Origin of the sequence: uncultured Chitinophaga sp. (assembly GCF_937874145.1) — a bacterium.
In the GTDB taxonomy this organism is placed as follows: domain Bacteria; phylum Bacteroidota; class Bacteroidia; order Chitinophagales; family Chitinophagaceae; genus Chitinophaga.
The window spans coordinates 1-11,377 of sequence record NZ_CALNBI010000111.1; the positions used below are offsets into that span (position 1 = coordinate 1).

7 protein-coding genes are annotated in these 11,377 nt (G+C 53.2%); all 7 read left to right on the plus strand.

What is annotated here, in order from left to right:
- Nucleotides 1–706, plus strand: a 706-nt coding sequence (locus Q0510_RS05080; RefSeq protein WP_298708858.1) for an NUDIX domain-containing protein, incomplete at its 5' end; no start/stop codon positions are given.
- A gap of 642 nt (nucleotides 707–1,348) precedes the next feature.
- Nucleotides 1,349–4,693, plus strand: a complete 3,345-nt coding sequence (locus Q0510_RS05085; RefSeq protein ID WP_298708860.1) for a methylmalonyl-CoA mutase family protein — start codon at nucleotides 1,349–1,351, stop codon at nucleotides 4,691–4,693.
- A gap of 80 nt (nucleotides 4,694–4,773) precedes the next feature.
- Nucleotides 4,774–6,555 (plus strand): hypothetical protein, encoded by a 1,782-nt coding sequence (locus Q0510_RS05090; protein ID WP_298708862.1) that lies wholly within the window; start codon nucleotides 4,774–4,776, stop codon nucleotides 6,553–6,555.
- Between the two features lie 50 nt (nucleotides 6,556–6,605).
- On the plus strand, nucleotides 6,606–7,688 hold the full coding sequence (locus Q0510_RS05095) for a PA0069 family radical SAM protein (protein ID WP_298708864.1): 1,083 nt from the start codon (nucleotides 6,606–6,608) through the stop codon (nucleotides 7,686–7,688).
- A gap of 145 nt (nucleotides 7,689–7,833) precedes the next feature.
- Nucleotides 7,834–9,018, plus strand: a complete 1,185-nt coding sequence (locus Q0510_RS05100) for an ATP-binding protein (protein ID WP_298708866.1) — start codon at nucleotides 7,834–7,836, stop codon at nucleotides 9,016–9,018.
- A gap of 79 nt (nucleotides 9,019–9,097) precedes the next feature.
- The gene (locus Q0510_RS05105; protein WP_298708868.1) at nucleotides 9,098–11,008 is read left to right on the plus strand and encodes a transglutaminase domain-containing protein; all 1,911 of its coding nucleotides are present in this window, start codon (nucleotides 9,098–9,100) and stop codon (nucleotides 11,006–11,008) included.
- 6 nt (nucleotides 11,009–11,014) lie between these two features.
- On the plus strand, nucleotides 11,015–11,377 hold a 363-nt coding region (locus Q0510_RS05110), incomplete at its 3' end, for a hypothetical protein (RefSeq protein ID WP_298708870.1).

Genomic DNA, 11,377 nt, shown 5'->3' on the forward strand with positions numbered 1-11,377 from the left:
TATGCACACCAAGAACATCAACACCCACCGCATCGAGATCAGGGATTACTTCATGGCGGCGATATCCGTCGATTGCGTCATCTTCGGTTTCGACGAAAACGAGCTGAAAGTATTGCTGATCGAATCTGATCTGAAAGAGTACAAAGGCAAGCCCTCGCTCCTGGGCGATATCGTGCATCCCGACGAAGACCTGGAAACGGCCGCGTACCGCGTGTTGCGGGAGCGCACCGGGCTGGAGGACGTGTTCATGGAACAGGTGCAGGCTTTCGGCGGGATCAACCGGCACCCGGCCGGCCGCGTGGTCACCATTGCATTTTACTCGCTCGTCAACATCCAGCACGCCAAGCTGAAGACGCAGGAAAACGAATTACACTGGCATGCCGTGAAAGACATTACCGACATGGCCTTCGACCACCGCAACATCCTCGACACCTGTTACCAGCGCCTCCAGGCCAAAGTGATCGATCAGCCGGTAGGCTTCAACCTGTTACCCCGGAAATTCTCCCTCCGCGACCTCCAGAACCTCTACGAAGCCATCCTGGACGTGAAGCTGGACCGCAGGAACTTCCGGAAGAAGTTCTTCGCGATGGATTACCTGGTAGACCTGAACGAGGAGGAGAAAGACGTGCGCCACCGCCCGGCGAGGCTCTACAAGTTCAACCACGACAAGTACAATCTGCAGCACAAGAAAAGCCTTGGCTTTTGATAGGATTTTAACATTTTCAGTTATTTTTTTCATGTGGCTCAAATCCTTTTCTGTAAAGGGTTTGAGGGGCGCTTTCCTTTGTCTGTACGGATCAGGGAAATGTGCATAAATTTCAGAATTCGGGCGAAAAAATTGTTTTTTAACAAAGTTTTAATTAAGATTGTGTACGAGATACACACTATAACACAAGGGGGTGTGTATCGTAGCCAGAAACCAAATCTAAGTCCAGACTATTTAATCAACAGACGATATTTCAGGAGGACCCGTAGCGAAAGCCAGATATGCCATTAAGCGTCCCAGGCGGGCGTTTTATCATTTTTTAATATTGCATTTTATCAAATTCCACGTTGTGATGCAGGACAAACATGTCTTTCATTAAACAGGCTGTTCCATCCCGGACAGCCTGTTTGCTTTTTAACGCGGCCTGCTTTTTATTTCTTAACGCACCGGTTCGGCCGATGGCATCATTTTCAGGAAAATTTTCATTGGCAAGCGGTTGCAGTTGAATATTTTTTAATGAATGGATGATCTGCCGGGTAATGTTCCAAATTCCATATGCGCCGCAGCCTCAACCGCTATTTTCGTAACTTGCATGTTTCCTCCGGAACGATGGTGTGCCGGGCACAAGAAGCATTGTCAAACATGACTTATACACCGAACAACAAAATCAGGATTGTTACCGCGGCGGCGCTTTTCGACGGGCACGACGCGGCCATCAACATTATGCGCCGCATCATGCAAAGTACCGGCGCCGAAGTGATCCACCTCGGGCATAACCGCTCCGCCGCAGAAATCGTGGACTGCGCCATCCAGGAAGATGCGCAGGGTATCGCGGTGACCTCCTATCAGGGCGGCCACATCGAGTTTTTCAAGTACATGTACGACCTGCTGAAAGAAAAGGGCTGCGGCCATATCCGCATCTTCGGAGGCGGCGGCGGAACCATCCTCCCGTCCGAAATCGATGAGCTCCATGCATACGGAATCGCGCGGATTTATAGTCCGGACGACGGGCGGAAGCTCGGCCTCACCGGCATGATTGAAGACGTGATCCGGCAATGCGATTATGAAACGGTGAAGAACGGGGAATGGAAGCTGGACGCTGCGAAACTCACGCAGTACGACTCTCCCGAGATCGCCAAAGCCATTACCTACGCGGAAAACTTCGCGCTGAATGGCCAGCAGGAAGACCTGAAGATCCTGGCTGCCCGCAAAGCCCCTGTGCTCGGGATCACCGGAACCGGCGGCGCGGGCAAATCCAGCGTGACAGACGAACTGGTGCGCCGCTTCCTGCGGACCTACACCGACAAAACCATCGCCGTCATATCTGTAGACCCCTCCAAAAAGAAAACCGGGGGCGCGCTGCTGGGCGACCGTATCCGGATGAACTCCATCCACCACCCCCGCGCCTATATGCGCTCGCTCGCCACGCGCGAAAGCGATAAAGCCATCAGCCTGCACATCCAGGAAGCGATCGATATTTGCAAAGCAGCGGCTTTCGATTTCATCATCCTCGAAACCTCCGGCATCGGCCAGAGTGATACGGCCATCGTGGATTACTGTGACGTGGCCTTATACGTGATGACGCCCGAATACGGCGCCGCCTCCCAGCTGGAGAAAATCAACATGCTGGATTACGCCGATCTGATCGCCATCAACAAATTCGATAAAGCCGGCGCGCTCGATGCCCTGCACGACGTGCGCAAGCAATATAAACGCAACAATAGCCTCTGGGAAGCGAAAGACGACGACCTGCCCGTTGTAGGCACCATCGCTTCGCAATTCAACGATCCGGGCGTGAACCAGCTGTTCGGCCGCCTCATGCACCGCATCGCGGAGAAAACGGGGACGCATTTCGGGGACGACCGGCCCGACAAGCCAGTTACCGCCACATCTACCAAATCCCTCATCATCCCGCCCGCCCGCGTCCGTTACCTGTCCGAAATCGCAACGGCCAACGGCGAATACAACGCGTGGGTACAGGAGCAATGCGCGCTGGCCACACAGTGGTACCAGCTTAGCGGGGTACTAAAAACACCCGGCCTCAAACACGCCGCCGAACTGGAAGACATCAGCAGTCAGGTGCAGGAAAAGATCGCGCCGGAATGTAAAGCGCTCATTGAAGGATGGCCCGCACTGGTGGCGAAGTTCAAAGCGGATTTTTACGAATTCCAGGTAAGGGATAAAATCATCAAACTGCCTTTGTTCAGCGAAAGCCTTTCCCACACCCGCGTGCCGAAAGTATCGCTGCCGAATTATAAAGACTGGGGCGATATCCTCCGCTGGCAGCTGACCGAAAACCTGCCCGGGGAGTTTCCCTATGCGGCGGGCGTGTTCCCGCTCAAGCGCGAAGGCGAAGACCCCACGCGGATGTTTGCCGGGGAAGGCGGTCCGGAACGCACCAACAAAAGGTTCCACTATGTTTCGGTAGACCAGCCGGCGAAACGTTTGTCCACCGCGTTCGACAGCGTTACCTTATATGGTGAGGACCCTGCTTATCGCCCGGATATTTATGGGAAGATCGGTAACAGCGGGGTGAGCATCGCTACGGTCGACGACGCGAAGAAGCTTTATTCCGGTTTCGACCTTTGCGATCCGAAGACATCCGTTTCCATGACGATTAATGGTCCCGCCCCGATCCTGCTGGCGTTTTTCATGAACGCCGCCGTCGACCAGGAATGTGAAAAATACATTGCGAAGGAAGGGCTGGAAAGCAAGGTGGAAGCTATTATCCAAAAGAAATTCAAAGACTATCCGCTGCCGAAGTACAACGGCGGTTTGCCGCATGGCAATAACGGCCTGGGATTACGGCTGCTGGGTATTTCCGGCAGCGATGTGCTGGAGCCGGAAGTGTATGCGAAGATCAGGGCGTATGCGCTAAGTACGGTGCGCGGCACGGTGCAGGCCGACATCCTGAAAGAAGACCAGGCGCAGAACACCTGCATCTTTTCCACGGAGTTCGCGCTGAAGCTGATGGGCGACGTACAGGAATATTTCATCCGGGAGAAAGTCCGCAACTTTTATTCGGTAAGTATTTCGGGTTATCACATCGCGGAAGCCGGCGCCAACCCGATCACGCAGCTGGCGTTTACGCTGGCGAATGGTTTCACGTATGTGGAATATTATTTGAGCCGCGGCATGCATATCGACGATTTTGCGCCGAACCTTTCCTTCTTCTTCAGCAACGGCATGGACCCCGAATATGCCGTGATTGGCCGTGTGGCCCGCCGCATCTGGGCGAAGGCCATCAAATACAAGTATAAAGGGAACGACCGCTCGCAGAAACTGAAGTATCATATCCAGACTTCCGGGCGGAGCCTCCACGCGCAGGAGATCGACTTCAACGATATCCGCACCACGCTGCAGGCGCTGTACGCGATCTACGACAACTGCAATTCCCTTCATACCAACGCGTACGACGAAGCCATCACCACGCCCACCGAGGAAAGCGTGCGCCGTGCCATGGCGATTCAGCTGATCATCAACCGCGAGCTGGGAACGGCGAAGAACGAAAACCCCAACCAGGGCAGCTTCTTCGTGGAAGAGCTGACGGATCTCGTGGAAGAAGCCGTACTGGCGGAATTCAACCGGATTACCGAGCGCGGCGGTGTGCTGGGCGCGATGGAAAGGATGTACCAGCGGAATAAAATCCAGGAAGAAAGCCTGTATTATGAATCGCTGAAACATTCGGGCGAGTTCCCCATCATCGGCGTGAACACGTTCCTCAACAAGAACGGATCGCCTACGATCATTCCTGCGGAAGTAATCCGGTCTACCACAGAGGAGAAAGAATTCCAGATCACCACGCTCAATACCTTCCAGGAAAGGCATGCGGCTGACAGCGAGTCGCAGCTGAAAAAGCTGCAGGAAGTGGCGGTGCAGAACGGTAATCTTTTCGAACAGCTCATGGAAACGGTGAAATACTGTTCCCTCGGGCAGATTACGCATGCGCTGTATGAAGTAGGCGGGCAGTACCGCCGGAATATGTAATCCTGACATTTCACACCGAATATTCACCGGACGGTCTTTGGCCGTCCGGTTTTTTTATGCAGAATGATTAATTTCAGGCCATGCAAACCGCGCAAACTTATCAACAACGTATCGACGAATTCCGCCGTCTACTGGACGCCACCGAGCGGAGGCTGAAGAGCCTCGGGCTGATGCGGCTCTTATGTTTCCTGGCGATCGCTTTCTTTGGCTATCAATATTTTTCCAACGCTTTCGCGACGGCGTGGTTGCTGGCGATGGGCGCCATGGTGGCGGGGTTCGTGGCTTCGCTCGTGCAATACCAGCGGGCGAAGGATAAGCAGGCGCTGTATCGTGCGCTGCTGTCGCTCAACGAAAAAGAATGGACGCTGGTAACGGGGAAAGGAGCGGATTTCGAAGACGGGGAAGATTTTATCGACGACCAGCACGACTTCTCGGGCGACCTGGATGTATTTGGTCCTTCTTCGCTGTACCAGCACATCAACCGGACGGGTACACTGACCGGCAGGAACCGGCTGGCGGCCTGGCTGAAGGCGCCTTTGCAGTCGGATGCGGAGATCCGGGAGGTGCAGGGCGCGGTGCGGGAGTTGAGTGGGAGGATTGAATTCCGGCAGCATTTTGCGGCACATGCGCAACTGGCGAATGAGACGGGGCACGACATGCAGGAGATCCGTTTGTGGAAATCGGCTCCCATGGAGTTTTTGCATAAGCGGGGATTGCTGATCGCCGCGTATGTGATGCCGGCGCTCGTGTTGGCGGGCATCGTGTATTATGCGGTGACGGGCGTGTTCGTCTGGATGATGCTGATGTTGTTCGTGAACTGGGGGATTTTGTTGTTGAACGTAAAGAAGGTGAATGCGCAGCATGTGCTGTTGTCGAATAAGGAAAAGGTGTTGGGGAAATTCGCGGTATTGCTGCGGATGATCGGTGCGGAAGACTGGAAGGGTGTTCCCTGGCTGGAAGCGCGGAAGCGCACGGCTGCGGAGGCGGACCGGTCGCTGCATTCCCTCGCGCGGATCAGCAACCTGCTGGATCAGCGGATGAACCTGCTGGTAGGGATCGTGTTGAATTCGCTCATGTTGTACGATATCCATTGCATATTTAAGCTGGAGCGCTGGAAAGAGAAGCACCGCGGGGATATGGACGAGTGGCTGGAGGCGATTGCGCTGATGGAAACGGCCAACAGCCTGGCTACTTTCGCGTTCAACCACCCGGATTATATTTACCCGGAAGTGGGTGGCGGGATGAGCGGCACTGGCGGAGCGGGGATCGGGCATCCGTTAATCCCGGAGCGTGAATGTGTGAAGAACGACTGGAAGATCGATGCGCAGGAGCAATGTCATATTATAACCGGGTCGAACATGAGCGGGAAGAGTACGTTTTTGCGGAGTGTGGGTGTTAACTGGTTGCTGGCGATGGCGGGGGCTCCCGTTTGCGCGGCGCAGTTCCGTTGCCACCCGGTGCGGATCATGACATCGATGCGGATAAAGGATTCCATTGCGCGGCATACGTCATATTTCCAGGCGGAGTTGCAGCGCCTGCAGCGGATTATTGATGTATTGAAAAGAGGGGAAGAGGTTTTCATCATTCTCGACGAAATATTGAAAGGCACGAATTCGGAAGACAAGCTCACGGGTTCGCGGGAGCTGGTGAAGCATTTTCTGCAATACCGTTGTGCGGGTATGATTGCCACGCACGACCTGGAGCTGGGGGCGTTGGAAGCGGAGTGCCCGGGGCAGGTGCGGAATTATTGTTTTGAGAGCAGCCTTGAAAATGGGGAATTGCATTTTGATTACACGATGCGCGCGGGTATTGCGCGCAATAAAAACGCGACATTCCTGATGCGGCAGATGGGCATCATATAATTTTTGCGATACTAATAAAATTAGTATATTTACTAAAATTATTAGTGTATATGACGCTCCCGTTCAGTGATACACCCGCTTCATTCCCATACTATAAAGGCCGCGGCGCGCAGGTAAACCCGAAAAACAAGTACCTGGCGGCGGAGTACGCCCAGGAGCATCCCGAAGGCATTGACGAATGGTGGCAGGCGGATGTTCCGACACAGATTTTTGAAGAAAGCGCGAAAACCCTCGTGAATAAGGTCGACAGTCCGGATGTGGGGATGTGGTATTCCATGAATCCATACCAGGGCTGCGAGCATGGATGTATCTATTGTTATGCCCGAAATTCCCACCAGTTCTGGGGGTTTAGCGCCGGATTGGATTTTGAGCGGAAGATCGTGGCGAAAACGAATGCGCCGGAGTTGCTGCGCAAATTTCTCAATAACAAGAACTGGGTGCCCAAGCCCTTGTCCCTTTCGGGGAATACGGATTGTTATCAGCCGTTGGAGCGGAAGATGTGGCTGACGCGGCAGTGCCTGGAGGTGGCGTGGGAGTATCGCCAGCCGGTGGGGATTATTACGAAGAACGCGCTGGTGCTGCGGGATAAGTACATCCTGCAGAAGATGGCGGAGCATAATTTGATATGCGTGTATGTAAGCCTGACCACCTTGCAGGAGGACCTGCGGCAGAAGATGGAGCCGCGGACGGCCACCGGCGTGCAGCGCCTCAAAGTGATCCGGGAGTTGTCGGAGCTGGGGGTTCCGGTGGGGGTGATGACGGCGCCCATTATTCCAGGCCTGAACGATCACGAGATCCCGCGGCTGCTGGAACAGGCGGCGGAGAATGGGGCGAAGTACGCGGGGTATACGGTGGTGCGCCTGAACGATGCCGTGAAGATCATTTTCCAGGACTGGTTGCAAAAGAATTTCCCCGACCGGCACGACAAGGTGTGGCATATGATCGAGAGCCTGCATGGCGGGGAGGTGAATGATAGCCAGTTTGGCCGCCGCATGCGGGGCGACGGAAATATAGCGGACATCATCCGGCAGCAGTTTCGGGTGCAGGCGAAGCGCCTGGGGATGAACCAGGAGAAGTTCGAGTTCAATACCAGTTTATTTGCGCGGCCGACGAATCAGTTGAAGTTGTTTTGAGGGATGCAGGCTAAGTTGGACGAATGCGCCACATTCGGATATTGATCCTTGTAATTTTAAAGTTTGATGTTAAAATTACAAGGATGATTGGTATAAATGAGTTATTTACCTTGTAAATTTAATATTTAATGTTAAATTTACAAGGATGATACAGCGGCTCGCATATAATGAAGTAAAGCAGTTATTGGAAGAATTTCCGGCTGTTGGGCTATTAGGACCCCGGCAAGTGGGAAAAACGACGTTGGCGATAGAGATTGCTGCGGCAGTTCGACCGGAAACAGTGTACCTGGATCTGGAAAGCCCATCAGATTTGGTAAAGTTAAATGAGGCGGAGCAATACTTCGAGATCAATAAAGGGAAGCTCATCATCCTAGACGAAATTCAACGTGTTCCGGAGCTTTTCCAGGTTTTACGTGGAGTTATCGATCGTCGTAAGAGAGAGGGAGCAAGAACGGGGCAATTTCTCGTGTTGGGATCGGCTTCGCTGGATTTGTTGAGACAGGCGTCGGAATCACTGGCGGGGAGGATTGCATATAAAGAGTTAACCGGGCTTACATTGGAGGAGGTGCTTGGATCGGGGAGCGGTGGAATGCAGCAGCTTTGGCTCAGGGGTGGTTTCCCGGACAGTTACCTGTCGGCAAGTGATGCGGCGAGTTTCAGATGGAGGACAAATTTCATTACGACTTATCTGGAGAGGGATGTTCCGCAGTTTGGCCAACGTATTCCCGCTACCAGCCTGCGTTTACTTTGGACCATGCTGGCTCATAACCAGGGTGGGCAGCTGAACATATCGCAATTGGCCGCTAATCTCGGGGTAACATCACCTACGGCAAAACGATATGTTGAATTGCTGGAGAATCTTTTACTGGTACGAACATTAAAGCCCTGGGCTACCAATATCGGCAAACGACTAACCAAAACACCGAAAGTATATATCCGGGACAGCGGCTTAATTCATGCGCTTTTAAACCTTGGTACCACAGACGACTTGCTGGGACATCCGGTAGTGGGGGCAAGTTGGGAAGGGTTTGTCATCGAAAACCTTATTTCTGTATTGCCGGAAGGCATTACTCCATGGTTTTACCGGACAGCTGCCGGAGCCGAAGTTGACCTGGTTTTAGAAAAGAATGACGTTTTCAAATATGCCATAGAAATTAAACGATCTATGGCGCCCGTCGTTTCCAAAGGTTTTCATAATGGATGTGAGGATATTGGCGCTGTCAGGAAATTTGTAATATACCCGGGAATTGAAAGTTTTCCAGGTCCGGACGGGACAGAAATTATATCGCTGAAATCCATGATGGAAGAAGCGAGGCTAATGATGAAATAACGCATTGGGAAATGCGGTTGAGGGGTTAATATATAGATATTTTTACTATCTTTAATCCCCTTTATACCTGTAGTAAAATATGCGAACCGCGCTTACTTCCCTGTGCCTCAGTACTTTATTATACTGCCTGGTGCCCCGGCCCGCCCATGCCCTGGAGCACAATACCGTTCATACGGTCATGGAAACAGCACCCTCCAACGTGATCATCCGGGAGAAAAAAGAACGTTACGAATTCGTTCGCGGGGATAAGCAGAACCCCGTCTGGGTCAGGGAAAAGATCAATACCACCTATCGCTGCAACGAATTCCGGGAATCCATTCCCATCGTTACCTTTTACAACGACTACAGCCGCGTCGAAGAAGTGAAAGCCTGGGTCAACAGCGACCGCATCAAAGTAAAACCCGAACACCGGTATTATTCCATAGAAGATATCTTTTACGCAGACGCCAGGATCTGCGGTTTCATGCTCCCCTTCAAAAAGAAAGACACCGAAAGCCGCACCGAGATCGAAAAAATAACCCTTGATCCCCGGTATTTCACCTCCGTCTACTTCCAGGAAGATTATTTTACCGCCTCGAAAGAAATCACCGTAGTCATCCCCCGCTGGATGAAAGCGGAAGTCCGGGAGATGAATTTCGCCGGCGCAGGGATACAAAGCGCCAAGTCCTACGACTCCCGTCAGGATGCCGACGTGTACACCTACACCGCGCAACAGCTCAAACCCTTCAAAAGCGAATCCGGCGCCCCGGGGCCCAGCTACCTCTATCCTCACCTGCTGATTTCCAGCCACAGCGCCAATTCCCCGGCCGGACCAGCCACCTATTTCGGCAATCTCCAGAACCTCTACGCCTGGTATCACCGCCTCGCCAGCGAAGTAGAAAACGACCGCGACGCCGTGAAAGCCACCGCGGCAGCCATCGTAAAAGGCAAAACCACCGGCCTCGATAAAATCAAAGCCGTCTACACCTGGATGCAGGAAAACATCCGGTACATCGCTTTCGAAGACGGCATCGCAGGCTTTAAACCCGCCAAAGCCCAGGAAGTGCTGTCCAAAAAGTATGGCGATTGCAAAGGGATGGCCAACCTCACCCGTGAAATGCTCGCTTCCCTCGGTTTCGACGCCCGGCTTTGCTGGATCGGTACGCGGCACATCGCCTACGATTATTCCCTGCCTACCCTGGCCGTCGACAACCATATGATCTGCGCGGTGTACCTCGATGGCAAAACATGGTTCCTCGATGCTACCGAAACTTACATCGGCTTCGACCAATACGCCGAACGCATCCAGGGCCGGCAGGTACTGATCGAGAACGGCGACCAATACCATCTTTCCCGGATACCGGAACGCACTTTCGAACAAAACCTGCAGACAGAAAAACGAACCCTCCGCATCGAGGGCGCCCAACTGGCCGGAAGCGTCAGCCACCGTATGACGGGCGAATGCACCGAATCCCTGCTGTCTAACGTTCACCAGATACGGAAACCTAAGCTGGACGAAGCGTTGGAGCAATACCTGTCGCGGGAGAACGGTCAGTACCGTATCGCCAACATGCGCACTTCCGACCTCCACGACTGGAATACCGACCTGCTCATCCATTACGAGCTCACCCATAACGACGCCGTAAGCGCCTTTGGCGACGAGCTGTATGTGGAAATGGATTTCCGGAAGGAGATGGAAGACGCCGTGATCGATACCGCCAAACGGCAGCACGACTTCTGGCTGCCTTATAAACGCCAGCTCGTGCAGGAAACAGTGCTTACCTTGCCGGAGGGCTTCCGGGTAAAATCCCTGCCGCCCGCGCTCCATATCGATCAGCCGAAATACGCCTTCAAGGCGGCTTACGAACAGCAAAACGGAAAGGTCGTCTACAAAAAAGAAATCATTATCCGTGATACCCGTATCCAGCGCAGCGACTTTGCCGCCTGGAACACCGACATCAAAAAACTACGCCAATCCTATCTCGAACAAATCTCCCTTACCAAAAAATAACCACCGATGAGGACGACCATAGCCATTTTCATTTGCCTGCTGCTGCTCATCACAGGCATGATGGCCCAGGAGAAAAAATCCTATGCCTGGGATGTGAAGGCGGAAAGGAAATATAAAGAAAGGCAGGAGGAAGTGAAGGAGGAAGTCTGGTCCATCAAACAGGCCGGATTCCGCACCAGGACCGTACCACCGGAATATGCGAATGAATCCGCCGTGATACTGGCGCGGCATATCGATATCGTTACGCCCCAGAAGGCGGTGAAACTCCACCGCACCGAGCGCAACCTGGTGGCGGTCAACGATAAAGCCGCGCTGGAAAGGTATTCGGAGTTCGAGTTCAAGCAATACGAGAATTACGACCACAACGCA